Here is a 1,274-nt window from a genome sequence, read left to right on the forward strand (position 1 = left end):
CCGCGTCGGGCGCCCGGGGCAGACGTGCCAACGGCCGAACCCGGGGCGCACACCCGCCGGTTGCCGAGATGCGAGCTGCGCCGCTTCCGGTAATAGTGATCTCGGTGGCTGGCCAGGGGTCCTCCACGCACGCTGTGGCTCGTGGCCTGCCACCGTCCCCGGACTGACAGGGGCGCCTGAACATCCGGGGTTTGGTGAGTCGGCCGCAGCACATCCACTTGGGCCAGCTGCGGCCGGCCGCCTGTTTTTAGGCGGGGGCGATGGTGGTGATGGTGCCGGTGGCGCTGCGCCATTTCAGGGCGCCTGCTTCGGCGTAGAGGATTCCGCCGCTGGACGGGTTCGCCGCGGGTGGTGTGTGGGCGTCGACCATGCCGATTACGCCGGTTCCGCCGCCTGCTTCGGTATGCACGGTGGAGCCGACGACCAGGTTGGACTGCGCGAACAGGTAGGGGTTGGCGGTGATGTAGCCGCTGGAGTGCACCTTGAACACATCAGCGGTATCGGCGAGGTTGCGGACCCGGAACGTGTTCGTGCCGGCGCCCTTGATCTCCAGGCCGCCGGCACCCACCACCACAGCGCCCGACACGGTGCCGCCACTCGCGGCAAGGGCCCCGACGTTCACAGCGGTCAGGGTGATGTCCGCGGCGGACTGGCCGTTGACGGACCGCACCACACCCGGGGCGCCCTGATCACCCTTGTCGCCCTTCGCGCCGGGATCACCCTGAGGCCCCGTCGCACCGGTCGCACCAGTGTCTCCCTGCGGGCCCGTCGCACCTTGGGGCCCGGTAGCACCGACTGGCCCCTCGGGCCCAGTTGCCCCGGCAAGACCGGTGTCGCCCTGCGGGCCGCGCGGCCCAACAGGTCCGGTTTCACCCTGCGGCCCGGGGTCGCCTTGCGGGCCGGGGACCGTGGAATCAGCGCCGGCAGGACCCTGCGCGCCAGTGGCGCCGGCCGGCCCTTGAGGGCCTTGCTCTCCCTGGATGCCCTGCTCCCCCTGGGGTCCTTGCTCGCCTCGCTCACCCTGCGGTCCTTGCGGGCCCTCTTCACCTTGAAGGCCCTGGATGCCTTGGACGCCCTGGGGGCCTTGCGGCCCTTGCTCGCCCTGCGGACCGCGCGGCCCCGTGACGATCAGGTAATCGCCGGCTTCCGCCTCCGAGGCGGGTGCGATGGCGGGCAGGGACACTTCGTCCGGATCGGAGGGCAGCAGGATCGGATAGGAACGGCCCGGCGCGTCGTACCACTGCTCGGTGACGGTGTAGGTCCAGTCGACCGGG

At 71.4% G+C, this 1,274-nt stretch carries 1 pseudogene; it reads right to left on the minus strand.

The features are described 5' to 3' along the window. Nucleotides 1–247 precede the first annotated feature (247 nt). A pseudogene (locus tag JAO81_RS41490) lies at nucleotides 248–1,274 on the minus strand (hypothetical protein); the annotation flags it as partial.

This window comes from Streptomyces sp. N35 (assembly GCF_016464295.1).
Classification (GTDB): domain Bacteria; phylum Actinomycetota; class Actinomycetes; order Streptomycetales; family Streptomycetaceae; genus Streptomyces.